At 62.6% G+C, this 25,935-nt stretch carries 24 protein-coding genes, 1 tRNA gene and 1 pseudogene; 12 read left to right on the forward strand and 14 right to left on the reverse strand.

The window, feature by feature from the left end:
* The first annotated feature begins 82 nt into the window (after positions 1-82).
* Both V1279_RS35895 and V1279_RS35900 read left to right on the forward strand, forming a co-directional pair.
* Positions 83-877 carry an alpha/beta hydrolase gene (locus V1279_RS35895; protein WP_334445555.1) on the forward strand — a complete coding sequence of 265 codons (795 nt, stop codon included), beginning with the start codon at positions 83-85 and terminating at the stop codon, positions 875-877.
* Between the two features lie 70 nt (positions 878-947).
* Complete coding sequence (locus V1279_RS35900) at positions 948-1,415, forward strand: nuclear transport factor 2 family protein (RefSeq protein ID WP_334445557.1); 468 nt, start codon at positions 948-950, stop codon at positions 1,413-1,415.
* 146 nt (positions 1,416-1,561) lie between these two features.
* Here the strand turns inward: V1279_RS35900 and V1279_RS35905 are convergent, their stop codons facing one another.
* From V1279_RS35905 to V1279_RS35915, 3 genes are all read right to left on the reverse strand, one after another.
* Entirely contained in the window at positions 1,562-2,368 is an 807-nt protein-coding gene (locus tag V1279_RS35905; protein ID WP_334445559.1) for an acyl-CoA thioesterase domain-containing protein, read from the reverse strand.
* An 83-nt stretch (positions 2,369-2,451) separates the two neighbouring features.
* On the reverse strand, positions 2,452-3,639 hold the full coding sequence (gene queG, locus V1279_RS35910; RefSeq protein ID WP_334445561.1) for a tRNA epoxyqueuosine(34) reductase QueG: 1,188 nt from the start codon (positions 3,637-3,639) through the stop codon (positions 2,452-2,454).
* Positions 3,588-4,280: a glutathione S-transferase family protein gene (locus V1279_RS35915; protein ID WP_334446735.1), complete on the reverse strand. Its 693-nt coding sequence runs from the start codon at positions 4,278-4,280 to the stop codon at positions 3,588-3,590. Before V1279_RS35915 ends, queG begins: the two co-directional genes overlap by 52 nt.
* Before the next feature lie 175 nt (positions 4,281-4,455).
* Between V1279_RS35915 and V1279_RS35920 the strand changes: the two genes are divergently transcribed.
* Positions 4,456-5,262, forward strand: coding sequence for an undecaprenyl-diphosphate phosphatase (locus tag V1279_RS35920; RefSeq protein ID WP_334445562.1), 807 nt, complete (start codon positions 4,456-4,458; stop codon positions 5,260-5,262).
* A 16-nt stretch (positions 5,263-5,278) separates the two neighbouring features.
* On the opposite strand, the gene V1279_RS35925 is transcribed toward V1279_RS35920, so the two are convergent.
* Positions 5,279-6,259 carry a complex I NDUFA9 subunit family protein gene (locus V1279_RS35925; RefSeq protein WP_334445564.1) on the reverse strand — a complete coding sequence of 327 codons (981 nt, stop codon included), beginning with the start codon at positions 6,257-6,259 and terminating at the stop codon, positions 5,279-5,281.
* A 148-nt stretch (positions 6,260-6,407) separates the two neighbouring features.
* On the opposite strand from V1279_RS35925, the gene V1279_RS35930 reads away from it, so the two are divergent.
* Positions 6,408-6,494 (forward strand) — tRNA-Leu (locus tag V1279_RS35930).
* A gap of 359 nt (positions 6,495-6,853) precedes the next feature.
* On the opposite strand, the gene V1279_RS35940 is transcribed toward V1279_RS35930, so the two are convergent.
* The 7 genes and pseudogenes from V1279_RS35940 to V1279_RS35970 form a co-directional block, all read right to left on the reverse strand.
* Positions 6,854-9,979, reverse strand: coding sequence for an efflux RND transporter permease subunit (locus tag V1279_RS35940; RefSeq protein ID WP_334445565.1), 3,126 nt, complete (start codon positions 9,977-9,979; stop codon positions 6,854-6,856).
* 177 nt (positions 9,980-10,156) lie between these two features.
* A pseudogene (locus V1279_RS35945) lies at positions 10,157-10,339 on the reverse strand (efflux RND transporter periplasmic adaptor subunit); the annotation flags it as partial.
* A gap of 41 nt (positions 10,340-10,380) precedes the next feature.
* Positions 10,381-11,583, reverse strand: coding sequence for a multidrug effflux MFS transporter (locus V1279_RS35950; protein WP_334445566.1), 1,203 nt, complete (start codon positions 11,581-11,583; stop codon positions 10,381-10,383).
* A gap of 137 nt (positions 11,584-11,720) precedes the next feature.
* Positions 11,721-12,584, reverse strand: a complete 864-nt coding sequence (locus V1279_RS35955) for a class I SAM-dependent methyltransferase (protein ID WP_334445567.1) — start codon at positions 12,582-12,584, stop codon at positions 11,721-11,723.
* Positions 12,585-12,628: 44 nt separating this feature from the next.
* On the reverse strand, positions 12,629-13,087 hold the full coding sequence (locus tag V1279_RS35960) for a nuclear transport factor 2 family protein (RefSeq protein ID WP_334445568.1): 459 nt from the start codon (positions 13,085-13,087) through the stop codon (positions 12,629-12,631).
* Between the two features lie 144 nt (positions 13,088-13,231).
* On the reverse strand, positions 13,232-13,705 hold the full coding sequence (locus tag V1279_RS35965; protein ID WP_334445569.1) for a methyltransferase family protein: 474 nt from the start codon (positions 13,703-13,705) through the stop codon (positions 13,232-13,234).
* Positions 13,706-13,726: 21 nt separating this feature from the next.
* Positions 13,727-14,623, reverse strand: a complete 897-nt coding sequence (locus tag V1279_RS35970; RefSeq protein ID WP_334445570.1) for an NAD(P)/FAD-dependent oxidoreductase — start codon at positions 14,621-14,623, stop codon at positions 13,727-13,729.
* A gap of 115 nt (positions 14,624-14,738) precedes the next feature.
* Here V1279_RS35970 and V1279_RS35975 point away from each other — a divergent pair, with 115 nt between their 5' ends.
* Positions 14,739-15,422, forward strand: coding sequence for a TetR/AcrR family transcriptional regulator (locus V1279_RS35975; protein WP_334445571.1), 684 nt, complete (start codon positions 14,739-14,741; stop codon positions 15,420-15,422).
* 1,112 nt (positions 15,423-16,534) lie between these two features.
* Here V1279_RS35975 and V1279_RS35985 read toward each other — a convergent pair.
* Both V1279_RS35985 and V1279_RS35990 read right to left on the reverse strand, forming a co-directional pair.
* Positions 16,535-17,590: a hypothetical protein gene (locus V1279_RS35985; RefSeq protein ID WP_334445572.1), complete on the reverse strand. Its 1,056-nt coding sequence runs from the start codon at positions 17,588-17,590 to the stop codon at positions 16,535-16,537.
* A 274-nt stretch (positions 17,591-17,864) separates the two neighbouring features.
* Positions 17,865-18,758, reverse strand: a complete 894-nt coding sequence (locus V1279_RS35990) for an alpha/beta hydrolase family protein (protein WP_334445573.1) — start codon at positions 18,756-18,758, stop codon at positions 17,865-17,867.
* A 22-nt stretch (positions 18,759-18,780) separates the two neighbouring features.
* On the opposite strand from V1279_RS35990, the gene V1279_RS35995 reads away from it, so the two are divergent.
* The 3 genes from V1279_RS35995 (at position 18,781) to V1279_RS36005 (ending at position 22,222) form a co-directional block, all read left to right on the forward strand.
* Complete coding sequence (locus V1279_RS35995; protein WP_334445574.1) at positions 18,781-19,998, forward strand: DUF2332 domain-containing protein; 1,218 nt, start codon at positions 18,781-18,783, stop codon at positions 19,996-19,998.
* Between the two features lie 108 nt (positions 19,999-20,106).
* On the forward strand, positions 20,107-21,858 hold the full coding sequence (locus V1279_RS36000; RefSeq protein ID WP_334445575.1) for a GNAT family N-acetyltransferase: 1,752 nt from the start codon (positions 20,107-20,109) through the stop codon (positions 21,856-21,858).
* A gap of 205 nt (positions 21,859-22,063) precedes the next feature.
* Positions 22,064-22,222 (forward strand): hypothetical protein, encoded by a 159-nt coding sequence (locus V1279_RS36005; RefSeq protein ID WP_334445576.1) that lies wholly within the window; start codon positions 22,064-22,066, stop codon positions 22,220-22,222.
* 30 nt (positions 22,223-22,252) lie between these two features.
* On the opposite strand, the gene V1279_RS36010 is transcribed toward V1279_RS36005, so the two are convergent.
* Entirely contained in the window at positions 22,253-22,423 is a 171-nt protein-coding gene (locus V1279_RS36010; RefSeq protein WP_334445577.1) for a hypothetical protein, read from the reverse strand.
* On the opposite strand from V1279_RS36010, the gene V1279_RS36015 reads away from it, so the two are divergent.
* From V1279_RS36015 to lptB, 4 genes are all read left to right on the forward strand, one after another.
* Complete coding sequence (locus V1279_RS36015; RefSeq protein ID WP_247782213.1) at positions 22,422-23,036, forward strand: ribonuclease D; 615 nt, start codon at positions 22,422-22,424, stop codon at positions 23,034-23,036. The genes V1279_RS36010 and V1279_RS36015 overlap by 2 nt on opposite strands.
* 266 nt (positions 23,037-23,302) lie before the next feature.
* Entirely contained in the window at positions 23,303-24,034 is a 732-nt protein-coding gene (lptC, locus tag V1279_RS36020; protein WP_334445581.1) for an LPS export ABC transporter periplasmic protein LptC, read from the forward strand.
* A gap of 5 nt (positions 24,035-24,039) precedes the next feature.
* Positions 24,040-24,723 carry an LptA/OstA family protein gene (locus V1279_RS36025; RefSeq protein WP_442894860.1) on the forward strand — a complete coding sequence of 228 codons (684 nt, stop codon included), beginning with the start codon at positions 24,040-24,042 and terminating at the stop codon, positions 24,721-24,723.
* A 195-nt stretch (positions 24,724-24,918) separates the two neighbouring features.
* The gene (gene lptB / locus V1279_RS36030; RefSeq protein WP_334445583.1) at positions 24,919-25,926 is read left to right on the forward strand and encodes an LPS export ABC transporter ATP-binding protein; all 1,008 of its coding nucleotides are present in this window, start codon (positions 24,919-24,921) and stop codon (positions 25,924-25,926) included.
* Positions 25,927-25,935: the final 9 nt, after the last annotated feature.

Here is a 25,935-nt window from a genome sequence, read left to right on the forward strand (position 1 = left end):
CCCGATCCGCAAGCGCTGGGCGGTCGCGCTTGACCGATGAAGCGTGCTCACGGACAAAGCGGTGGGCAAGAGTGACAGATCCATGACCAATTCAGCGACAATCGACCAGGAACCGGCCTTTATCGAGGTGGGGGAGGGCAGTGGCGGCCGCCGGATCGCCATCCGCGCCCGTGCCGGCAGCGGGCCCGGGCTGTTGTGGCTCAGTGGCTTCAATTCCGACATGCGGGGCACCAAGGCGCTGGCGCTGGACGCCTGGGCCGCGGAACATGGCCGCGCCTGTATTAGGTTCGATTATTCCGGCCATGGCGAATCAGGCGGCGCTTTCATCGATGGCACCATCGGACGCTGGCTCGAAGAGAGCGAGGCGGTGTTCGAGCAGTTCTGCCGGGGACCGCAGGTCGTGATCGGCTCGTCGATGGGCGGCTGGATGGCGCTGCTACTGGCGCGCGCGATCGCACAGCGCGAGGCGAAGCAGGCGACGCTCGCCGGGCTGGTGCTGATCGCACCGGCGCCTGATTTCACGGAGCAATTGATGTGGAACAGTTTCTCCGACGAGATCCGCGAGGAGATCAGGACCAATGGCGTGTGGATGCGGCCGTCGGAGTATGACGACTGCACGCCCTATCCGATCACGCGCGCGCTGATCGAGGAGGGCCGCAACCATCTCCTGCTCGGTAGCGCCATCGACGTCGGATGTCCTGTGCGCATCCTGCAGGGCGCGCAGGATCCCGACGTGCCCTGGCAGCACGCCTTTGCGCTGGCGCACCGGCTGCCGGCCGAGGACGTGGTGCTGACCATGATCCAGGACGGCGACCACCGCCTGTCGCGCCCGCAGGACATCGCAAGGATCATCGCGGCCGTGGCGGAGATTGGGTGAGTCCTTTCTTCCCTTCTCCCCGGGGAGAAGGGAAGGAAGAGGGCAGGCCGTCGTGAAGGGAGAAGCCGTCATGAACCCATCCACCATGCTCCGCGCGTTCTGCGACGCCGTCGAGCAGCGCAACGGTAAGGCTTTCGCGGAACTGTTCACGGAAGACGGCGTCTATCACGACGTGTTCTACGGCACCTTCACAGGCCGCGCCAAAATCGCCGAATTGATCGACGACTGGTTCTACCGCACGGCCACCGATTTCCGCTGGGACATGCACGCGCCCGTAACCGACGGCCACACGCTCTATGCGCGCTATACTTTCAGCTATCGATCGACGCTGCCGGAGGCCGAGGGCGCGCGGGCGATGTTCGAGGGCGTCGCGATCATGCAGCTGCGCGACGGCAAGATCGCGGAGTACCACGAGGTCGCCAATACCGCGCCGGCTTTCGTCGATCTCAAATTTGCGTCGGAACGCATCGCCAAGATTGTTGCGAAACAGGGCGCGGCGCTCAAGGCGCGGCCGGAGATGAAGCGGCATCTGGCCTAAGCGCCCATCGCTCCACCGTCATTGCGAGCCAACGGGTCGGCGCGAAGCGCCGCCCGATGACAGGCTCCGCGAAGCAATCCATGGTTCGGCATATGCGGGACGATGGATTACTTCCTCGCTTCGCTCCTCGCAATGACGGGGGAGGTCTACGGCGGCGGCACGTTGGTCATCGATTTGCGCTGCGCGAGCGCTGCCACCGTGGACGTCCCGATCGGTCCCTGCTCGTCATAGAGCCAGCATTCGCCGATCGCGATGCCATCGGTGGCGTGGTGGTTGACCACCTCGAAGCCAACCCATGGCGTGACCGGAAGCCGGTGCAGATACAGCGTGACGTCGCTGTTGATGTAGCCGAGCCCCTGGTCGCCGGCGTTGGCGAAGGGGCTGGCAAAATCCGCTCCTGTAGCGACGTGGACGAAGGGCGACATCGGCACGCCCTCGACCAGTTCGCGCACCTCGCTCATCCACAACCGTCGCGGCCCGAGCGAACCCATGTGGCCCATGATCGGCCGCGTGGTCCATTTGCCGTTCATGCCGAGCCTGGGATCGGTGGGCCTTGGAATGTCCGACGGCTTCGGCACGCCCCAGTTCGGCGGTGACCAGACATTACCCGGCGCGTTTTCCGTCTTGCGCAATAACTGGCAGGACGCGCGCGCCATGCTGGTGCCGCCACTGAAGAACTCGGCTTCCACCACCTTGATCCGCATGCCGTCGCGCACGAGTTTGGTCGTGACCTCGATCGGCGTCGTGGTGTTCGGCAGGCGGAACATGTCGACGGTGAGCCGCGCCGGCACGAAATCCTCGGAGCCGTGGCGCTGCTCGATCACATGGGCGAGCAGACCGACAACGACGCGGCCGTGCAGGGAATTGGGGTCCCACGGGCCGTTCGCAACCGGCGTGGGCATGAAGGTGTCGCTGTCGCGATTATGCGTGAAGAAAGGCTGATTTTTTGTCATGGCGGGCGACCATGGCGGATTTCGCTCCGTCTGTCATCGGGCTCGCCAAAGGCGAGACCCGGTGGCGGGGCATGACGACGGGTTTACGAGGCTCGCAGCCATTCCTGCTGCACACTTTCGTCGGCTTCGCTCTTTGATGCCTTCGCCGCCAGCGCTTCGAATCTCTCCCGCTCGACCAACTGCGACAGTGCCCATACGGCGGCGCCGCGAACCAGTGGGCTTGCATCATCCAGCAAGCGTTCAGCCTCGGGCGCGAGCGATGCATCACCGGTGTTGCCGATCGCGATCAGCACGTTGCGGATAAAGCGGTCGCGGCCGATGCGCTTGACCGGCGATTTCGTAAACAGTGTGCGGAACGCGGCGTCGTCCAGCCGCGCAAGCTCGGAAAGCGAAGGCGCCCGCAATTCCGCGCGCGCGGCCAGTTTCGCTTCGCGGCCCTCTTGCGCAAACTTGTTCCACGGGCACACCGCGAGGCAATCGTCGCAGCCATAGATGCGGTTGCCGATGCTCTTGCGGAATTCGTGCGGGATCGGGCCCTTGTTCTCGATGGTGAGATACGAAATGCAGCGCCGCGCATCGAGCTTGTAGGGCGCGGGGAACGCCGCGGTCGGACAGATCTCCTGGCACGCGTTGCAGGAGCCGCAATGATCGCTGTCGGCGTCGTCGCGCGGCAGGTCGGATGCGGAAAAGATCGCGCCGAGAAACAGCCATGAGCCGAATTCGCGCGAGACGAGGTTGGTGTGCTTGCCCTGCCAGCCCAATCCAGCGGCCTGCGCCAGCGGCTTCTCCATCACGGCTGCGGTATCGATGAAAACTTTCACCTCTTCACCAGACGCCGCCACCAGCCACCGCGCCAGCATCTTCAGCCGTTTCTTGATGACGTCGTGATAGTCGTCGCCCTGGGCGTAGGCGGAGATCGCGCCGCGCGTGCGCTTGGCGAGAAGCGCGAGCGGATTCTGATCGGGGCCGTAATTGACGCCGAGCATGATGATCGAGCGCACCCCTCGCCACAGCACGCGCGGGTCCATCCGCCGCTCGGGATGGGTCGCGAGCCAGTCCATGTCGCCATGCGCGCCGGCATCGAGAAATTCGCGAAAATATTCTCCGGCGCTGCCGATCGCATCGGGATCGGTCACGCCGATGCAATCGAAGCCGAGCGTCTCCGCTTCGCGCACAAGCGCGGCCTTCAGATCGGCGGCGGAGAGTTTAGCGCCCTTGTTCAGAAGTCGAGGTCCACGTAGGTGCGCGACGCCGGTACGCCCGCCAGCCATTCGCTCAGCAGCGGGCGGAACGACGGGCGGGATTTTACCCGCGCGTACCACGCCTTTGCTGCGTCGTCCTCGCTCCATGGCACGTCGCCCAGATAGTCGATCGCCGAAAGATGGGCCGCGGCGGCGAGATCCGCGTAGGTCAGCCGGTCGCCGGCGAGGAAATTCCGCGTCTGCGCCAGCCAGCCGATATAGGCCAGATGATAGCGCACATTGACCTTTGCCGCGCGGATCACGTCGGCCGCCGGCGCCCCGCCGCCATTCTCCTCGCTCATGAAGCGCTTGTAGATACGCTCGGTCACCAGCGGGTTCGAGGCCTCCTCGAAGAATTTTTCGTTGAACCACGCCATCAGCCGGCGCACCTCGACACGCTCGGCCATCGAGGCCGGCAACAGCCGCCGATCGCCCGCCTCCAGGCCGTGCGTCTCGTCGAGATATTCGGCAATGACGCCTGCGCCGGGAATCGGCGGAAAGCCGTCAGCCATCAATACCGGCGTGGCGGCCGCGGGATTGAGCACGAGAAACCCTTCGCGCCGCTCCCAGGCCCGCTCTTCCACCAGGCGCAGGTCGAGGCCGTGTTCGCCCAGCACCAGGCGTATGAAGCGCGAATGCGGACAGAACGGGTGATGGTAGAGCGTGTACATGAAACCCTTGGGGTAAATCGCGGCGGCTTCGGAACCCTCGAACCGCGTCAGGCGAATCGGGACACTAGCCAAGCAGGCGCATGAGGCAACCTATGTTTGGCGTTTTTTTTGCGATTGCAGCATGGGGAGGAATAGGCGAGAAGAACGCGCTTTTTCCAGCCAAACGGACCACAACATGATGTCGGAAGCAGTGAAGGCGGTAATTCTCGGCATCATCGAGGGTATCACGGAATTTCTGCCCGTTTCCTCCACCGGCCATATGCTGCTGGCGCAACGCTATTTCGGCCTTGGCGAGGGTGCCTTCTGGCAGAGCTTTGTGATCCTGATTCAGCTCGGCGCGATCCTCGCCATCGTCATGCTGTATTTCGTCAAGCTGTCGCGCGTCGCGCTCGGCATGTTCACAAATCCCGACGACCGTCGATTTGTGATCGGCGTGCTGTTGGCATTCCTGCCTGCGGTGATCATCGGCCTGATTGCCGGCAAATACATCAAGGAGCTGCTGTTCAATCCGTGGGTGGTGTGTTTCACGCTGATCGCTGGCGGCGCGATCCTTTTGTGGGTCGATCAGCTCGATCTCAAGCCAACCGAGGACGACGCCACGCGCTATCCGCTTATGATGTATCTGTGGATCGGCATTGCGCAATGCGTGGCGATGATTCCGGGCGTATCGCGTTCCGGCGCCAGCATCGTGGCGGCGATGCTGCTCGGCGGCGACAAGCGTTCGGCGGCGGAGTTCTCGTTCTTTCTCGCGATCCCGACCATGATCGGCGCGTTCGCCTATGATTTCTACAAGAACCGCGGCGAGATGACGATCGATCACATCGGCGTCATCGCGATCGGATTCGTGGTGTCGTTCATCACCGCGGCGATCGTGGTGAAGACGTTCCTCACCTATGTCACCCGCCATGGCTTCACGTTCTTCGCGTGGTGGCGCGTCGCCGCCGGAACGCTCGGCCTGATCGCGCTGGCGCTGGGGAAGTAGTTACCGCTACAAACCTTTACGCGCTCTTGCGCTGAAACTGCCCGGCGGCGCGGAAGCGCCAGAGATATTGCGGGGCGATCGCCTGCATCGAGCCGGGCGTGATGCCGAGCCCTTCCAGGGTCAGCCCCGCGGCTTTGGCGGCGTCCGACACCACATTGTCCGATTGCAGCATCGCCACCTGGTCCGGCGTCAGCTTCAACGGTCCCGGCGCAAATTGCAGGAACATCGCCTGCAGCCGTGCCAGCCCGAACGGCAGCGAAACCAGCATGCGCTTGCGCTCGGTGATCGAAAGAATGATCTCCATGATCTCACGCATGGTCAGCACCTCGGGTCCGCCAAGCTCGTAAGCTGCGCCGGGCTTCGTTTTGCCGTCGACGGCGTCGGCGACCGCGGTGGCGACGTCACCGACATAGGCCGGCTGCACCCGCGTCACGCCGCCGCCGATCAGCGGCAGGAAGGGCGATATCCGCGCCAGCGCGGCAAAACGGTTGGTGAATTGATCCTCGGGGCCGAACATCAAAGAGGGCCGCAGGATCGTGGCCGAGGGGGCCGCGGTCAGCACCGCCTGCTCGCCGGCGGCCTTGGCGCGGGAATAGTGCGATGCGGAATTCTCGTCGGCGCCGATCGCCGAGACATGCACCATCCGCGCGCCGATGGCGCTGGCGGCCTTGGCGATGGTTTCGGCGCCCCTGGTCTGCACGGCGTCGAAGGTCTGCGCGCCGCCCTCGGCCAGGATTCCGACCAGATTGATGACGATGTGCGAACCGCGCATCGCGGCCTCGACCGAGGCCGGATGGCGAACATTGGCCTGCACGGCGTGGATCTGGCCGACCTTGCCGGCCGGCTGCAAATGGACGGCCAGTTCGGGCCGCCGTACCGCCACGCGGATACGGTAATCGCGCTTGCAAAGCGTCCGAACCACGTTTCGTCCCAGAAAGCCCGATCCGCCGAAAATCGTGACGAGGGTATCCAGGTTCGATGCCGGGTTCGATGTCATCGGGGTCAAGTCCTGCCGTCAAATTCGAGAGATATCGGTCGGATTTAGCGGATTCGCGATACGCCAACCCGGCTCCGCTGTACAGCGTATTTGGTCGCCATCGAAGCTATTTGACAAGCGCGTGACCGATCCTTACTAACCCGCCCGGGCCCAGGTGGCGGAATTGGTAGACGCGCTGGCTTCAGGTGCCAGTGGCTTAACGGCCGTGAAGGTTCGAGTCCTTTCCTGGGCACCATTTGCCCTTGCCCAAAAATTGCCAGCTTATGGGCGGCTCAAGAGAAGCCGCTTTCAGGCTGCCCCCGGCTTACCGAAGGCGCGTCGGGGCTACTCGTAGATGCTGGCCGCATGCAGCAGTCGAGAAGGACAGCAGCGTAAGGCATGCTTTCCCGCTCATGCCCGTCCAGGAGGCGGCGGCTTTGGCCAAGGGGGCTCGGCCCTTGACGGTCTCGCAGCACAGCTGCGAAAGCTTCGAGATATTGGTCCAGCGTAAACAGCCGCTCAGCCACCTCCAGAATACGATCCCGGGTGTCGCCTTCGATATGTTCCGCAATCAGTGTCATCTGTCAGGACTTGTCAATCAGTACTTCATCTCACTTATTCAGCCGCTTCAGCACGCGGGTCATTGCTCCCATGCTGCGGCGCGGCAGGCTGCTCGGGGGTGCCCGCCTCGTCCAGGCTCTTCCGGAACCACAGGGCGTAGAGGCCGGGCAGGTACAAGAGCGTCAGGAAGGTCGCGACGAACAGGCCGCCCATGATGGTGATCGCCATCGGGCCCCAGAACGCGGAGCGCGACAGCGGGATCATGGCGAGGATGGCGGCGAGCGCAGTCAGCACCACCGGACGGGCGCGGCGGACGGTGGCCTCCACGATCGCCTCGCGGCGGGTCAGGCCATGGCTGACGTCGGTCTCGATCTGATCGACCAGGATGATTGTGTTGCGCATGATCATGCCGGCGAGCGCGATCAGGCCGAGCAGCGCCACGAAGCCGAACGGGGCGTTGGCGACGTTGAGGCCGAAGGAAGCGCCGACGATGCCGAGCGGTGCGGTCAGGAACACCAGGATCAGGCGCGAGAAGCTCTGAAGCTGGATCATCAGCAGCATCAGCATCACCATGACCATCAGCGGGAAGAGGATGAAGATCGAGGCGTTGCCCTTGGCGGATTCCTCGAACGCGCCGCCCGGCTCGATGCGGTAGGCCGGCTCGAGGTGGTCAATGATCGGCTTGAGCTTCGGCGTGATCTGGCTAGTGACATCGGGCGCCTGCACGCCGTCGGCGACGTCCGAGCGCACGGTGATGGCCATGTCGCGGTTGCGTCGCCACATAATCGGGTCCTCGTGGGAGTACTCGATCCTGGCGACCTGCTGCAGCGGCACGGCCACGCCGTTACGCGAGGTGATGGTGAGATCGCCGACTCCCCCGAGGTCGAGACGCTCGGACGGGATCGCACGGGCAACCACGCCGACCTTCTCGATGCCGTCGCGCACGGTCGTGACCTGCGCGCCGGAGATCAGCATGGACAGCGCTTGCGAGACGTCCTGCGGGGTCAGGCCCATGGCACGGGCGCGATCCTGGTCGACGACCAGCTTCAGGTACGGCGACTGCTCGTTCCAGTCGAGCTGGACGTCCTTGACGTTCTTGTTCTCGCGCATGACGTCGCGGACCTGATAGGCGATCTCACGCACCTTGTTCGCGTCGGGACCGATTACGCGGAACTGGACGGGGAAGCCGACGGGGGGACCGAAATTGAAACGGTCGACACGGACGCGCGCCTCGGTCAGCATGCCGTCGGCGACCGCGTTCTCGATCTTGGCCTTGACCCGCTCGCGCGCCTCGACGCCCTTGGTGACGATGACGATCTCGGCAAAGGCCTCGTTCGGAAGCTGCGGGTTGAGGCCGAGCCAGAAGCGCGGCGAGCCCTGGCCGACATAGGCGGTATAGGTCTCGATGTCCTTGTCGTCCCTGAGCAGCGTCTCGGCCTGCTTGACGGCCTTTTCGGTAACATTGAAAGCGGTGCCCTCCGGCAGGCGCAGCTGGAGGAACAGCTCGGGCCGCTCCGACAGCGGAAAGAACTGCTGCTGGACATGGCCGAAGCCGACGACCGAGGCGATGAAGACGCCGACGGTCACGGCCACCACGGTGATGCGGTGATCGACGCACCATTGCACGATGGCGCGCAGCCCGCGGTACATCCGGGTCTCATAGACCGCATGCGGATCGTGATTGTGGTGCACCTTTATGTCGGGCAGCAGCTTGACACCAATATAGGGCGTGAAGATCACCGCCACAAACCAGGAGGCGACCAGCGCGATCGCCACGATCCAGAAGATGCCGCCGGCATATTCGCCGACCGCCGAATTGGCAAAGCCGATGGGGAGGAAGCCAGCGGCCGTGACCAACGTACCCGTGAGCATCGGAAACGCAGTTGATTCCCAGGCAAAGGACGCCGCCTTCATGCGGTCCCAGCCCTGTTCCATTTTCACCACCATCATCTCGACCGCGATGATGGCATCATCCACCAGCAGGCCGAGCGCGATGATCAGCGCGCCGAGCGTGATGCGGTGCAGGTCGAGCGACATCACGTTCATGACGATGAAGACGATGCCGAGCACGAGCGGGACCGACATGGCGACCACGATTCCGGTGCGCCAGCCGAGCGCCAGGAACGACACGAACAGCACGATGACGAGCGCTTCCATGAAGGAATGCACGAATTCGCCGACGGCGTGCTCGACCACCTTGGGCTGGTCGGCGATCAGCTTGACATCGATGCCCTGCGGCACCGCCTTCATGAACTCGGCGGTGGCCTTCTCGACCTCCTTGCCGAGCTCGAGGATGTTGGCGCCCTTGGCGGTGACGACACCGATGCCGATCGCGGCCTTGCCTTCCTGGCGGACGACGAAGCTCGGAGGATCGACATAGCCGTGGGTGATGGTGGCGATATCGCCGAGGCGGAACACGCGACCGTTGCTCTCGACCGGGGTCTCGGCGACGGCGTTGGCGCCGTCGAGCGCGCCCGTGACGCGCAGCGGCACGCGCTGCGACGAGGTCTCGACCGTGCCGGCCGGCGTCACGTTGTTCTGCTTGGCGAGCGAATCGAACAGCGCCTGCGGCGTGATGCCGAGGGTGGCGAGCTTGGCGTGGCTGAATTCGACGAAGATGCGCTCGTCCTGATTGCCGTAAACGTCGACCTTGGTCACCCCCTGCACCTTCAGCAGGCGCTGGCGAAAGCCCTCCGAGACCTTCTTGAGCTGGGCATAATCGGCGCCGTCGCCGGTCATCATGTAGAGGATGGAATCGACGTCGGAGAACTCGTCGTTGACGACCGGTCCCAGAATCCCCGGGGGCAACTGGCCCTGTACGTCAATCACCTTCTTGCGCAGCAGATAGAAGAGATGGGGCACCTCCTTCGGCGGCGTATCGTCGCGGAAGGTCACCTGGAGCGCGGCGAAGCCGGGCTTGGAATAGGTCTGCACCTTCTCGAAATAGGGCAGCTCCTGGATCTTCTTCTCGATGGGATCCGCGACCTGGGCCTGCATCTCCTGCGCGGTCGCGCCCGGCCACAGCACGGAGACGTTGACCACCTTCACCGTGAAGAATGGATCCTCGGCCCGGCCGAGCTTCTCATAGGAGAAGAAGCCGGCGACGCCGAGCATCAGCATCAGGAACAGGACCAGCGTCGGATGGCTGACGGCCCAGGCCGAAAGGTTGAAGCGCTTCATCGCTCTCTCCGAAAGACGATCCGGTTGCAAAAAACGACAGCCGCTCAGTTCAAACCGTCGTCGCAAGGCAGCGAAGCAACCCAGGGGGCTGGCAGATTCTGGATCGCTTCGCCGCTTCAGCCTTTGCTCAGGGGCAACGGCCGAAACTCTCCTCGCACGACGTGACTGGTAAGAAACTTAGAAGGACAGTGACGACACGATCCGCACCCGCTGGCCGGGATCGAGCTTCTGCACACCGAGGGCGACGATCTTGGCGCCCTCTTCCACGCCGCTGGTGATGACGACGTCGCCGCTCTCGTAAGACTTCACCGTCACCGGTTGCAGCGTGAGCGCGCCGTTGTGCTCCACGACGTAGAAAGCTGACAAGCGACTGAAAAGAAACGCGCGGAGTCATGCGCCAATCAAGATCCTGGGCCCCGCGCGTACAGGCCAAGAGCGAGCAGGGAAAACGCGCTCATCACGACGCCCAGCGCCAACATTGCTTCATGTGACACTGTGGCAGCAAGCCATACGCCGATCGCGGCGATCATCATCTGCAAGAAACCCAGCAGCGCCGAGGCGGCGCCGGCCTTCTCTCCGAATGGAGAAAGCGCCCGCGCAGTGGCCAGTGGAATGACAACACCCACGCCGAGAAGAAAAACGCACATCGCGCCCAGAAAAGGCAGGAAAGTCGGGCTGATCATCGAGATGAGCAGGATCGCAAGGTTGCTGGCGGCCGTCGCGCACAAGCCGGCCCGGATCGGGCCATCGAGCCCGTAGCGTGCTGTCAATCTTGTTGCAAGCATACCCCCGGCGGATACGATGAAGACGGTGCCGACGAAAAAGAGGCCTAGCTGGATCGGCGTGAAGTGCAGCGCTTCGATGAATAGGCGCGGTGCAGCGGAAAACATTGAGAACATGCAACCTATGATGAGGCTCGAGGTGGTCGCGGGGATAGCGAAGCGACGGTCGCCAATCAAGCCGGCATAGGTCCTGCCGATGGCAACTGGGTTGAGCGGCGTGCGGATCGAATTGTGGGTTTCTCCGAGAACGATGCCGTAGGCAACGGCGCTGACGGCAGCAAAGGCCGCGACCAGCGCGAATTCGGCGCGCCAGCCCAGACTGTGGTCGACTGCGCCGCCAAGCAGTGGCGAGAACCCGGCAGCAGCGGACATCACGATCATGATGAGCGCCATCGCGCGGGCCAGCGCTGCGCCGCTAAACATGTCGCGGGCGATGGCGCGAGCCAGCACTGCCGTCGCGCAAGCGCCAGTTGCCTGCACGACGCGGCCGACAAGGAGACTAGGCAGGTCGGTTGCCAGACCGCACCAGACGCTGCCCGCGAAGAACACGGCAAATCCGATCAGGACCGGCCAACGTCTTCCGTAGCGATCCGAAAGCGGTCCGACCAGGAGCTGGCCCAATCCGAACACCGCAAGAAAGACGGTGATGGCGGACGTGACCGCCGCACTCGTGACATTCAATGAGATCGCAATGTGCGGCAGAGACGGCAACAAGATGTTGGTCGCCAGCGTTCCCAACGCGGTTAGGACGGAAAGGACGGCGATGGGCAGGGCGCTGGAGGTGGGAATGTCCCGCGGCGCGGTGTTGATCAGGTCAGCCATGGGATCCTTCGCGTGTTAGGTTGACAGGTAGATTAAGGATTACGGTGACAGTGCACTTAACTGTCGTTGTGACTATCGTTCGTCCCGTGAAGAGGGTGGCATATTGAGTGCACTGTCACCGTAATCGTCCGTAATCGTCAGCTTGCCGGTTTGCGCGCCGTGACGATCCACGTCGCGCTGTCGAGCATCACCGACCGCTCGCCGGGGCGGCCCGCGAAGGCGGCACGAACCGCGGCCGAGGCGCGGGCGCGGATGTCGTCGGGCTGATCAGCGAGCACGCGCGACAGCGGGCCGACCTCGACCGTCATCTTCACCGCGTCGTCGATCGCCGCGTCCCGCGTCGCGCCCTCGCCAAACGGGAGGGAAGCATCGAAGGGCGCGATAGCGATATCAATGAAGCCGGCCGCCGTCAGGATGCGAGCCACCCGCCCCCGGTCGCCGAACGAGAATGGACCGGGCGCTTCGGGATCGGGCGGCGCCGTCGGCGGGACGATGCCCATGATCGCGCCCATCGGCAGGCGCATCCAATCGTTCTCGGCCACGCCGCGCCAGCAGACGAAAGCGACTCGCCCGCCCGGCTTGAGCGCGCGGCGCATATGGGCGAACGCCCCTGTCGGATCGTCGAAGAACATCACCCCGAAACGCGAGAACAGGAGGTCGAACGCCCCCTCGGGCAGCTCGGCGCTGCTGGCGTCGGCCACCCGGAACAGGACCGGCGTATCCTGTGGCGCAAGCGCGCGCGCTCGGTCGATCAGCGGTTCGGATATGTCCACGCCCAGCACTTGGCCCCCCGCGCCGACGCAGGCGGCCAGAGCCAGACTCGACGCGCCCGCGCCGCAGCCGATGTCCAGCACGCGCTCGCCCGTCCCGGGCGCGGCGGCTTCGATCGCGGCCTGGCCGAATATCGCCAGCCTGGCGTCGAGCCGGGCCTGGTGGGCTAGCCAGCGCTCCGCGCTTTGGGCATTCCAGTCGGCGACCTGATCCGAATTGTGCTGTGCCATGACATATCCTTGTTCTGATGGCGGCATCACACGGATGATCCGCGTTAGCTCACGATTGGTCCAGCCGCAGCTTCATCCAAACCGGCACGAGCTTGGATAGCGAGGCTTCGTTCTGCAGCCTGCGAGTCGAAGTATTCCTCAATCGAATAAACCTTGCCCCATCGCAACTTGAAGACGTGGACGCCCCTGTTCACATACGAGCTTTGGCCGTCAAGTAGGCTCGCGTTGGCCCGCCACTTGACGAACACTGTGGTATTCCATGGCCAACCCGTCACCTCGACCTGCTCAATATCAATCTGAAGCTTCGGGAAAACACGGCCCATGCGCTCGAACCACTGCTTCACCGATTGCTTTCCATGTCGCTCACCCCCCAACGCATGATCTCCGGCAACCCAGTGATACGCGTTTGGTGTTAGGCCCTGCGCAGCATCATCCCAACGCTGGTTGTTGACATGATCGAAGCTCCTGCGGATCTCTTTTTTGACAATTAGACTGTAGACCATTGATGCCCCCTGTTGTTGGATGGCCGACGGCTCTGCAAAACGGATGGATACTTTCCAGAGACTGAAAGCTGCTCCGGGTAACGACGGCGATCTGGTGGGAAAGCTGGCTGACGGGCGGCCACGCAGACGGCAGCGGCGCAATAGTCAGAGCCAGCGGCGAACCTCGGCCTTGTAGCGGCCGTAGTCGTCGCCGAACTTCGCTTCGAGATAGCGCTCCTCGCGGGCGATCACCTGCGTCTGGATCGCGATCAGCACCAACGGGAGCAAGGCGAAGGCGATCGGCCCGTCGAAGCCGATCGCAAGGCCGGCATAGATAAGCGCCATGCCGAGATACATGGGATTGCGGGTCCACCGATAGGGACCGGTCGTTGCGATGAGAGTCGTTGGCTGCGACGGCGGAACGTTGGTGCCCAGCCGCCGGAACAGCCACGCCGCCGCAAGCATCATCGCCGCGCCGGCAACGAACAGCAGCGCGCCCGTCGCAACCAGCAACCACCAGTGGATGCCGAACGAGCGCAGAATGACGAACCGCTCCGCCGCCAGCCCCAACAGCAGCGCTCCCAGATAGACGAAGGGCGGAGGGAAGCGTACACCCGCGCTGTTCGGTTCGACGCCCATGCTCATCCTGCATCTGTGCTCTCAAACCAGCATCGATTGCTGGGCGAAGATACCCGCCATCGCGCCGTGCGATGATGCCAGGGTGACCGATGGCGGCGTGAGGGGGTTGGCGAGGTCGCCGGCGGCGTAGATGCCGGGCATGCTGGTTTCGCGGCGCTCGTCGACCTTGAGGATGATGCCGAGGGGTGTATTGACCGTGGCGAGGCCCAGTGATTCATGCAGGCTTGCGGACGGCTTGTTGCGCGGATGCGCGAACAGGATGTCGACCGCGACATCGGGGCCGGTATCGAGCTTGACGGTGGCGTTATGGGCCCCGTGTTGGGCGATCCCAGTGATCCGGCCATCGACGACGGGTATGTTGCGTCGCGCCAGATCGGCCCGGATATCGGGCGGAATATCGTGACCATCGGCGAAGAGCGTCAACCTGTCGGTCCAATCGCGGAACAGCCTGACCTGATTGTGCGACTGCGGGCCGGACCAGACGAGGCCCCAATGCTGGCCGGCGACTTCAAAGCCGTCGCAATAGGGGCAAGGCACGATGGACGTGCCCCAGCCTTCGGCAAAGCCCGGAACATCAGGCATCTGGTCGGTGATGCCATAGCTCAGGATCAGACGACGCGCCCCAAAGCTTTCGCCATCGGAAGTGAGGACGGAGAAATCGTCGATGGCACCGGAGATGCTGTCGGCCCGGGCATTGACCAGCCTGATCGTGGGATAGCGCGCCAGCTGCTGGCGCGCCTCGGCCAGGATGTCCAGCGGCGGCTTGTGATCGTGGCCGAGCAGGCCATGCGAGTGGCCGGCGAAGCGGTTGCGCGGCAGGCCGGTGTCGAGAACGGTGACCTTGCGGCGGGCACGGCCGAGCTGCAGGGCGCCGGCGAGACCGGCAAAGCTGCCGCCGATGATGATGACGTCATCCATGGTGATGGGCTCCGTTTGGAGGACAGGTTGAAACCTACCCATTGGCTTGCACATTTCAGACACTGCATGGTATCGTAATGCAAGAATTAGGATACTGTCAAGGACTGGAATTGTCGTGACCGAAAACAGCCAGCGCCGGCGCGGCCGGCCCGCCAACGAGGCGCTTGGCCAAACGATCGTCGACGCCGCGCGCGAACTCTTTTTGGAATTGGGTTTTCAAGCGACGACATTGGACAAGGTCGCCCGGCGGGCGAAGATATCCAAGCTCAGCATCTATCGGCACTTCGAGAACAAGGAGGCGCTGTTCGGCGCGGCCATCGCGGCCGGCTGCCATCAGTTGTTTGCACCACAGGCCCTTCTTGAAGGCGTCGACGGTTCGGTCGAAGATCAGCTCATGGCGGTGGGATCATTACTGCTTCGCACGCTGTTGAGACCGGACGTCCGCAGTGTCGAAGCCATGGTCATGGCCGACAAGACGAGTCAAAACTCGTTAAGCAAGCTCCATTTCGAAGCCGGCCCCGCCCATGTCATCGCCCAAATCGAGGCCCTGTTGCGTCAGTTGCACGCGAAGGCGGTTCTGAACGTGCCCGATCCTCTCCGGTCCGCCCGCTTGTTTGCCGCGCTTTTCAAAGGATCCGATCTCCTGATTATCGCACGCTTCGATGAGGCGAGAGCAGAGGACGACAACGAAATCGAATCCTATTGCCGGTCGGCCGTCGCCATGTTCATCGCCGCGCACGGTGGCAACGACCACATGGGCGGATATTTGCCTGCCCCAAGGTCAAAAAACAAAATTTGAATCGTGCGTGACCGATGTTGTCAAAATAACCGAGACCGGTTTGAAAATCATGGAGGCTGAAGAGCTTTCGATTGGCGACAAGATCGCGGAAAAATACGCTCGTTGAACTATCGGTTGCGATACCAGTCCGCACGATGATTCCCGCGCGCCCACCCGCTCTTGTCAGTTGGGAAAATAGCTCCGCAAATAATGCGTATGTGTTCACGTCGCCGGCGCCACTCAGCGGGAATCGATCTGTCTTGCGTACAAACACGCTGGCAGCTTCGGACGCGCGTTTCGGCATTACGGTGACAGTGCACAAAACATCCCATCAAGCGGAAGCGGCGAACCCTCGGCAGCGCATTTCCCCGAATCCAGTCCGCCTTCGCCCTGCGGGCTTCGGCTTGACAGCCTTCGTTCGCTTCGCTGGGAGTTCGTGGCACGGGCTTGCCCAGCCGGAGCTCGCGAAGCGACGCTAGGATCGAAAAAGACCCCCCTCGGCTCTTTCGTGCTCAGAATCGGTACGGAAAAAATCCGGGCGGATTTGGCGAATCAAATCAGCGGATTACGAAGTCGAGTCACTCTTAAAGGCGGCAATCGAGTCAGTCTTATAGAGGAATCGAGTCACTCTTTCGGTGTCCGCACACTTCTTCTCGTCCATCGCAGACCCCCAGCGGCCAGAGGGTACAATCTGCGGGTCTGCACTGGCAACGCCAATCCAAAGGGCGCGGCGGTGATGCGACAGCTTGAAAACGGTACACGATACACGGATCCCTACCGGCCGGCCGAAAATCCTAGCAAATTCGGGCTTTCTTGATGGTGGCGATCCAGTCCTTTCCTGGGCACCATTTGCCCTTGCCCAAATCCCCTATTCGCGAGCAGCGACGAGGTCGCCGTTTGGGCAGCGATCAACTGCGGCGGGTCTTGGTTGCGAATTTCGATTCCAGGCGGCGAAACACCTCAGAGCTCGGCTTCGCGCGACCCGTAATCGCAGCTGCCAGCCCGCGCGGGATCGAAGCATCCAAGGCAGCCGGCGCACACTCGTCCAGGAACAGGATGTCCGCAAAAGTCGCCGATCGCCTCGACGAGGGTGTCGAAGGGTTTGGACCTTTCTCAGATGATGAACCCAACCTTCATCGAGAGTGCGTCAGAGCCCCTTTTGGACGCCGATCCGGGGTGCCCATTCCGCGCCGATTTACATTCTGTCGCCTCAGGCTGTACGTCAAAACATGCCCCACCAGCTCTTCATATTTGATCCCGTGCAATGCGGCCGAACGGTAGATCGCTGACGCCGGAGCCATGTTGCAGGCGATATTGACCTCGATGAAGACTGCCCGGCGAGTTTCGGGATCAAAGCGGAAATCGAACCGCCCATAGTCGAACGGAGAGATCTCCGCCGCCATCCGAGCTGTAGCCTCCAGGACCTCTTGGGCGCCGGGTCCCTGATAGGGGCCGGATTTGTAGGTATTGTCGAGACCCCGTTTCCCCTCATTGGTCAGCACGTTGTCGCCCGGGCGCCCGCGCTCCTCGAAGGCAACAAACGAGCCTGTGGGAAAGCCCTCCACAACCGGAACCGTCAGATTGAGGCCCGGCACGAACTCTTCGGCGATGAACTGGCGCCCTTCATGGCGCGGATCCGCAATCGCTGTGAGCGCGTTCCGCCAGTCGGCGTCATTGTCTACTTTCATGACCGCATCGGAGGCGATGCCGCCTCTCGGCTTGACGATCCATGAGCCAGGCAGGCTGAAATCTCTGTTCTCAAGGTCGGAGCGGCTTATCACCCTGTGTTTGGCGACCTGGATGCCGAGTGAAGCAGCCACGTGCTTGGCGAGCACCTTGTCTTCAGACAAGGCCCGCGCTGTCGCCGATGCTCCAAGGCAGGCGACGCCATGATGGGCCGCAATCGCGGGCGCGAGGAGTTCGTGCCCGTCGAATATCGCGTGAGAATGGATCGCGTAGAGGAAATCGAAGTCGAGCGGTCTAAACAGCACCTGATGCTCAGCCGCCGGCGTAACCCTGAAGCCAAGGCCACGGAGAGCCTGGAGCAGCAAGGCATGATAAACGACGTGATAGCCATATTTCGCCCGGCGTTCCGGGCTGGAGTCGAGAGCATGCTTCGCGAGAAACAGAATATGCGTGCTGGCCCGTTCTTCTCGATTAGGGCTCAGCAGGTAATTCGAGATTTGCATTTCGGCCCCCTGCCTGGTTCGGCCATCAGAAAAGCAATGTGATCATTCATTCCGGGGGCATCGGCTCAGGTAATAGCCGTTTGCAGCCAATTGCCCCTCTCCAATAAAAACAGGTTACCACCGATAGATGCCTCGCGCCATCCTCCGCTGAAGTGCCATAGCGGTTACTGCGGCATCACATCACATCCGCATACTCTCGGCCTCGAGGCCCGCGGACGGAGCGACAGGCCGCCGGTTCCGCGTATAAAGCGCGGGCCGCACCCTTCGCCGGGTGCTACTTCCACTCAAATCGATCAGCTGACTCCAGCTTGGACCGAAACTCTCCGCGCAGGGCCGCCAGGGCCTCCTCCTTGCCCTTCAGATAAGCGTCGAAAAACAACACTGCTCCCTCCTCCACCACGCGCGTGTAACGGGTCAGCCTCTCAGGACCATGCGCGTGTGGTCCGTGCTCCAGGCCCGAAAATGCGTTATGGCCGGCGCCATCAAGCACCAGCAGGTACTGATGCGAGATCGTCAGGGTTTCGTAAGGAACGGTTCTTTGTATGGGATCGAACTCCTTGTTGCCGGGCACGGCGTTGCCGTCCGCCGTGCCGGTGATGTGAAAAAGCGGGATCTCGATATCGCGATAAAGCGAAACCAGGTCGCCTCCCTGAATGGGCACGTTCGGGCTCATCACCAAGCCAGCCTTGATTCTGGGCTCCCTGAACGACCACCGTCCCCCCGGCCCCATCCTTTGACCTGCGGCAACCATCGTTGAAACGCCGCCATAAGAGTGCCCGGCCATTCCGATCCGGGTCAGATCAAGACGCCCGGCCAGTGGGCCTTCGCGGTTCATGCGTGCGATCTCGTCCAGCGCGAAAGGTACATCTTGAACCCGCAGCCGCGCCGCCTCGGCATTCCACATGGCTTCCCGAAGCGCGCGGTAGACCTCGGAGAGGGAAGTCATGCCTTCCCAGACTGAGCTGTCCGTGCCCGGATGCTGCAAGTGCAGCGCCACGTATCCGCTTTCGGCCAGGCGTCGCCCAAGGTAGGGCATCGACTCGCGCGATCCGCCGACTCCGTGCGAGACGACAATTACCGGGCAGGCCCGTTCGACAGGAGCAGGGGCATAAATCCGGTAAGGCACTGTGCGGTCGCGATTTTCGTCGCGCAGCACGCCCTCGGTCATAGTATATCCTGAGGCTCGATCCATGACTTCACTTCGTCCGTCGGTCAGAGACAAATTCGCCTTTGAAAGAACCCGCCTCACCTGCTTCCTTGACCGGACACGCGGCAAGCTCTACAAAAAAACCAATACTGCGAGCGATTGCCAAGGCATTTTTGTAGTTTGCGGGATTCGTGCTGTGGTGGTGTTTGAGACAAACGCTCACTATTACCGGTTTTTTGCCAACGAATCTCGTCGGGGCGGATCGCCTCTCTATGAAGCGCTATCGCTTGGGATCGCGGACAGTCCGGCGCTTCAGCGCCTGACGGCGGGACGCAGGAGAGGTCAACCGTCGGCCAATCTCATTTTCGGCGCGGTACAATATCTCCTGCTTGGCGGTATCGATGATCCCCTCAAGGATTACTATCCGAGCCTTGGTGGCACACGGCCGGCCGACGATAGGGCGTTTGGGCGCTTCGCCGCTTTCTGCGCGGCCCACGAAGCGGAAATCGTGGACATAATCTCGCGGCGTGCCACCAACACCAACGAGGTTGGCCGCAGCGCACTGCTGCTACCGGCATTCGACTTCCTCGCGCGGGGGACCGGCGCCCCGCTTGGTATCGTGGAGATCGGATCCAGCGCCGGCCTCAATCTGAATTTCGATCGTTACGGCTATCGATACACGGACGAGCAGGGTGCCGCTAAGCTCGAGCGGTGGACCGATGCCCCCTTTATCCTCTCCTGCGTCCTGGAGGGATCGGGCGTTCCCCAATTGGGAGAGCTGCCGCCTCCCATTGGATCACGAATTGGTCTCGAACTGTATCCAACCGATGTCAGCGATCCGAACGAGCAGCGTTGGCTCAAGGCACTTGTTTGGCCCGAGCGCCTTGATCGACTTGCAAAACTGGATGGTGCGCTGAAGGTCGCCGCCCTACACCCGCCGCCCGTCAGGGGTGGTGACGCCGTGTCGAATTTGGCCGCGGCTCTCGCAGAGATTCCGTCCGGCCACGAGCGGTGCGTGTATCACACGGTAATGGCCTATCAACTCTCCGGCGAGCACCACAAGCGTATCCACGAGATATTGTTTGAGGCGAGCAAGACAGCGCCTGTCTGGCGCGTAACGGTGGAAGGCGAAGTCGCGCATCCCAACCCGACCGAAACATTCAACCCTCTGAAGGTCAGCAGGTACTTCAAGGGTGAGCGTCAGGTAAAAACGCTAGCCGTTTGCGACCCTCACGGACTTTCGATGGAGTGGAAGGGTTAACTCGGGCGGCGATAGGACAGCGCGCGGGCGGGATACGGCGGCGCCAAGGTAAGCCGGCCCCGGTATGGTGGGTCCCGTGTGCAACAAGTGTCTCTGGAACGAGCACCTATGCAAGTCGATGTCATCGAACGTCGCGAAGACCTGTCGCGGCTCAAGGACGACTGGGAGCGCGTATATGGCGCTGACCCTGAAGGGCAGTTCTTTCTGAGTTGGATCTGGATATCGAACTGGCTGCAGCAGGCTCGCTTTCCCTGGGTGGTGCTGGCGGCCAGGAAGGGCGAGGACGGTCCCTTCGTGGCCTTTCTGCCGCTGCAGCTGCGAACCGAGCTCGACAAAAAGAGAGGCTTGTACAACACCATTCGCATGGGCGCCTCCTATTTCGCCGTGTACACGGGGTTTCTCTGCCTACCGGAGAACGAGGCAGAGGCACTGCCTGCTTTTGCCAGCCGAATACAAGAAACGTTGAATTGGACCCAGCTGCATCTCGATGATCTGTTTGCATCGGAGCGTCGACGAAAGCTATTTCTTGATGCATTTGCAACTGATGGCTTCGTTGCCGAGAAGATCGTCAGGCGTAGGCACGTCACGTCCCTCGGAGAAGACATAGATCACGACGTTTATATTTACGTCGACCTCCCGGACAGCTGGGAAGCATACCTCGACAGCCGGCTGGGCCCCAGGACGCGACGGGATGTGCGCTACTTCTTGCGCAAAACGGACACGGCTGACGATTTCCGGATCACCGTCGCCGATCCCTCGACCATAGAGCACGCTCTCAATGCGTTCGTCCGTTTCTGGACCGCTCAGTGGGAAGCCAGGTCGCCAGCGTACGCTCGCTCCATGCTCGCCAACTGCCGGGATATGCTGCCCCCTTGCTTTCAGGCCGGCCGGCTTTTTGTCCCCGTTCTCTGGCAGGGCGATGCTCCCATTGGCGTGCATGTCGCCTTCATAGACCGGGAAAAGCGCTCGCTTGTCTGCTTCCTGGTCGGTCGCGACACCTCAGTGAGAAAGCCGCCGCCCGGCTTCGTTTTGCATGCCTTCAGCATTCGGTGGGCAATCGAGAACGGCTTCAGAACTTACGACCTCGGTACTGGGGACTTCTCCTACAAGTACAGTTTCGGCTCCGAGGAGCGGTTGGTCGAGGGAGTGCGCGTTCTCACGAAGAATGGAACCAATCTGGGCGGGCGACTCGATCGGCGATCCTTGCCAGCCGCGCTTTCCTGGACGCGGAGGTTGCTGTCGGAGGGCAGGTTCGATCTCGCTGCAACAGGGTGCAAGCAGGTCCTCGCGGCAGCGCCTGATAACGCCGAGGCCGAGGCTCTCCTGCGGCAGGTAGAGACCGCCGCGGCGAAGCGTGCTCTAGAACTGCGGCGGGAGGGCAAACTTGCCGAAGCTGCTCAGGCTTGCCGTCAGATTCTGGAGGTCGATCCGGGCCACGCCGATGCGCGGCGGCTGCTGAAAGAGCTTGAGGCCGAGCAGCAGCGCAGAGTGCCTGCCGGTCTGATCGAGGCCAAAGGATTTCATCAACGCGGGCAAACGTCCGAGGCGGAGAATGCGTATCGCGCAATCCTGAAGGCAGATCCGAACCACGTCGAAGCTGCATATCTGCTGGGCGTGGTTTTCCTGCAGCAGCGCAAATTTGAATCGGCAGAGCGGCAGATTGGCCGGGCCATTGGCCTTCAGCCCAATATTGCTGCGGCTCACTATAATCGCGGCCTTGCCCTGATGTACCTGAACCGACGGGAGGAAGCGCTCGCCAGCTTCAACTCGGCCATCAAGCTCAGGCCCGACTATGATCTCGCCATCACGCAACGGGATAATATCGTCAGGGCCTCTGAAGCGAGCAGACTTCCCGGATGACACCTGCAGTGGCTCACCGCGCATGTCGGACATCGAAACACCCAAGTTGAGATCATTGAGTAGTCCTACTCGACGCTTGTCCTTGGTGGCGGTTCCGTCAAGCGAGATTCATGCGTCAATTTGATAAATACAATAACAAAAACAATAAGTTAATGGTTGATTTGCGGGTCTACCCGGGTGTATAATCTGGCCGTGGAGCATACCCATGACCGAAAACATCAAACTACCGCGCAAGCTGTCCGAAGAGCAGAAGCCGCCGCCCCCGCGCCGGCCGAGCCATGCGGACGTCATCGAGAATCTCGACCGCTGGGCCAACAGCCCGGAGCTTCAGCCGCCGAAATCACCCGAAGAGAAGACGGCCTGAACGTCTCGAAGCCGGTCGCAACCGGCGGCGTCACGGCAACATCCGACGGCGCGCAAAGCAGCCGAGCGCTGGATAAGCGAATAAAATCGCCACGAAGCCGCCATTTCCCGCCCTATAAGCCATGCCCAGCCGCTCGCCTCCCGCGGCTTCGGGCGCTAGTGTTTCCGTCGAATCGACCTGAGACACGAGGCCTTCCTTCATGACCATCCGCCTGCATCGCGGCGATCTGCCCGATTTGTCCCGCTACAAGGATTCGGTGGCGATCGATACCGAAACCATGGGGCTCAACCCGCATCGCGACCGGCTCTGCGTGGTGCAGATGTCGAACGGCGACGGCAGCGCCGATGTCATCCAGATCCCCAAGGGCCACACCGACGCGCCGAACCTGAAGGCGCTGCTGGCCAATCCTGCCATCACGAAGATCTTTCACTTCGCACGGTTCGATCTGGCCGCGCTTTACAACACCTTCGGCGTGATGCCGCAGCCGGTCTATTGCACCAAGATCGCCTCGCGGCTGACGCGCACCTATACCGACCGGCACGGCCTGAAAGACCTCGTGCGCGAAGTCCTAAACATCGACCTGTCGAAGCAGCAGCAGTCGAGCGACTGGGGCTCAGCGAGCCTCAGCGAGGCGCAGCTCGCCTATGCCGCTTCCGACGTGCTGCATTTGCATGCCCTGCGCGAGCGGCTCGATGCCATGCTGGCGCGCGAGGGCCGCACGGCGCTGGCGCAGGCCTGTTTCGACTTCCTGCCGACCCGGGCAAAGCTCGATCTCGGCGGCTGGGAGGCCGAGGACATCTTCGCGCATTCGTGATGCGTGCCCCGGACGCAGCGCAGCACGCAGTGATGCGCTGCTGAGTCGGGGCCATGTTTCCACGCGTCGAGCGCTGGGTCCCGGCTCTGCGGAGCAGCGTGAGGCCGGACGATGCTTCGCATCGCCTAGGCTGCACCGCGTCCGGACACGGTTAAATAATCCGCTTCCGCCCCGTTTCGGTCACACTCATCGCGAGTGTCCGGGCTGCATAATCCCGCGATTGCGGGTAGAGTGACGCTATCCTGGCGTCGCCCCTTGGAGCCGCGGTGAACTCGATACAGAGCCCAGCCTATTCCACCGGCCTGGAGGCCCGCTTTGCCGCGGCGGCCCGCCACAGCCGGATGGTGCGGGCGCTGCGCGTCGCGGTCCCGGCGGCCGTGCTGCTGGCCATGGCTGTTATCGTCGCGATCTCGGTCTTCAACCCGTTCCGCATCACGGGACTGGCAAAGCTGCCCGTCGACATGAGCAATCTCGTGGTGTCAGGCACCAAGATCACCATGGAAACGCCGCACCTTGCCGGCTTCTCGACCGACCAGCGTCCATACGAATTGTGGGCCAAGGCCGCGATCCAGGATCTGGCCGACCCCGATCACGTCGAGCTCAGAACGCTGCGGGCCAAGGTCATGATGGAGGACAAGAGCACGGTGACGATGGATGCGCGCACGGGATTCTTCGACAGCAAGCAGCAGATGCTGGACCTGCGCAAAGACATCTTCCTGCAATCCTCCACCGGTTATGAAGCGAGGCTCTCGCAGGCCTATGTCGACATCAACAAGGGAACGGTGACGTCGGACGAGCATGTCGACGTCAAATTGCTGAACGGGACGCTCACCGCCGACCGGCTCAGGATCATCAACAGCGGCGAAGTGGTGCGCTTCGAAGGCAATGTCGTGATGAACCTGGTCATGGAAAGCCCTCCGGCGCCTGAGCCCGAGCCTGAACCAGCGCCACTACCGAGGACGCGGTCCGTCACCGGCAAGTCCGCCAACACGAAATGATCTTCATGATGCAGTTCTTCTCGCGCAGTTTTGCGGCCGCAGCGCTTGCGCTCGCGCTGGTCGCGTCCGGCGACGCCCATGCCCAGGGCGCCATGTCGGGCGTACCCAATGCGATGCAGGGCTTTTCGCAAAACCGCGATCAACCGATTCAGATCGAGGCGGCGTCGCTCGAAATGCGCGACAAGAAGAAGGAAGCGACCTTCTCCGGAAACGTGAAGGTCGTGCAGGGCGACACCACCATGACCTCGAAGTCGCTGGTGGTGTTCTACGATTCCGGCCCGGCGCCGGCGACGCCTGCACCCGCCGCGCCGAAGGGATCGAAATCCGCGCCGATGCAGTCCGCGACGCCGGGGCCCGGCGGCAGTTCGTCGATCCGCCGGCTGGAAGCCAAGGGCTCGGTCGTGGTCACGCAAAAGGACCAGGTCGTGACGGGCGAGACTGCGATCTTCGACACGCGAGCCAACCTCATCACCATGGTGGGTGGGGTTGTGCTGACCCAGTGCAAGAACGTGCTCCGCGGCGACCGCCTCAAGGTCGACATGACCACCGGCGTGTCACGGGTCGAATCCGACAGCGGCAAGGTCCAGGGCATGTTCCTACAGGGCCAGGATTGCGGGTCGGGATCGGGCGGGTCGAAGTCGGCGCCGGCTCCGGTACAGATACCGTCGCTGATCCCCGGCAAAAAATAATATAGATCAGCGACTTAAAGATTATTTGGGGCTCGTGCGGTTGAAGCCGGTGGCGCGAGCCTGTATCTACTGGGCAGGGCGCACGGCGGGGTGTTTCGCTGGGCAGGGGACATCCATTCATTCATGGTTCGCTAGCGAAGCGATTCGCCGGCGGACGCATCACGGAATCACCGTGAAAGGCGTAAGCGAAGCGGGATGGTGGATTTATTCGGCATGTTCCGTCGACGCCCCGCGAAACGCGGCGCCCCTGGGTTTGCGCGTTCGCGCGACGACATCACCGCGCTCGGCGATTCCTTCGGCGACATGCTGACAAGCCCGGTGCGCGATGCGCCGCCGAGGGCGCGCTCCGCTTCTTTGTCCGGGCTGGATTTGCCGCAGCCGCAGCCCGATGTAGACCCGCCGCGCGAGGAGAGGCCGCGTCCCCGTGCGCAAGCCCGCCCCAAGGCCAATGGCGGCGAAGCGCCGCGCCTGATCAAGCGGCCCGGCTTCCTCGCGGTGCACAGCGTGGAAAAGAGCTTCGGCACCCGTCAGGTGGTGCGCGGCGTCAGCATCTATGTCCGCCGCGGCGAGGCGGTCGGCCTGCTCGGCCCGAACGGCGCCGGCAAGACCACGGTGTTCTACATGATCACCGGACTGATCAAGGCCGATCGCGGCGCCATCGAACTCGACGGCCACGACGTGACCAAGCTGCCGATGTATCAGCGCGCGCGGCTCGGCATCGGCTATCTGCCGCAGGAAGCCTCGATCTTTCGCGGCCTCACCGTGGAACAGAATATTCGCGCCGTGCTCGAGGTCGTCGAGCCCAGCCGCAAGAAGCGCGAGGCCGAGCTCAACTCGCTGCTCGATGAATTCAACATTACGCGCTTGCGCAAATCACCCTCGATCGCGCTATCCGGCGGCGAGCGCCGCCGCGTCGAAATCGCGCGCGCGCTGGCGACGCGTCCGAACTACATGCTGCTCGACGAACCCTTTGCCGGCATCGATCCGATCGCGGTGGGCGACATTCAGGACCTCGTCCGCCACCTGACCAACCGCGGCATCGGCGTCCTGATCACCGACCATAATGTGCGCGAAACACTCGGCCTGACCGACCGCGCCTATATCGTCTATGCCGGGCAGATCCTGACCGAGGGCAGTCCGGAAGAAATCGTCAACGATCCGGATGTACGCCGCCTTTACCTTGGCGAGGAATTCCGCCTCTAGCCCTTTTTT

Origin of the sequence: Bradyrhizobium sp. AZCC 1610 (genome assembly GCF_036924515.1) — a bacterium.
In the GTDB taxonomy this organism is placed as follows: domain Bacteria; phylum Pseudomonadota; class Alphaproteobacteria; order Rhizobiales; family Xanthobacteraceae; genus Bradyrhizobium.